General features: G+C 42.1%; 1 pseudogene. It reads right to left on the bottom strand.

Features of this window, described 5'->3' with window-relative positions:
• Positions 1-285 (bottom strand): annotated as a pseudogene (locus tag UC75_RS20155) (muconate cycloisomerase); the annotation flags it as partial.

Genomic DNA, 285 nt, shown 5'->3' with positions numbered 1-285 from the left:
CCCAGTGCTTTTTTAATTGCAATCACATGGTCAACATCGTGTTGCAAATGGCGTGCACCGATTTTGAGTTTGAACGTGTTATGACGTTTCAACTCAATCATTTTTCGTGCTTCAGCAATATCTTTTTCTGTGTCACCAGACGCGAGTGTCCAAAGTACGGGTAAACTATCACGCAGACGTCCACCTAAAACTTCACTTAACGGCACGCCTAAACGTTTGGCCTGAATATCAAGTAGAGCAGTCTGAATGGCACATTTCGCAAAACGGTTACCATTAATATTCTTA

Origin of the sequence: Acinetobacter sp. V2 (assembly GCF_001188385.1) — a bacterium.
Classification (GTDB): Bacteria; Pseudomonadota; Gammaproteobacteria; order Pseudomonadales; family Moraxellaceae; genus Acinetobacter; species Acinetobacter oleivorans.
The sequence above is the reverse complement of the archived record's forward strand: the minus strand, read 5'-3'. Positions and strand labels throughout refer to the sequence as shown.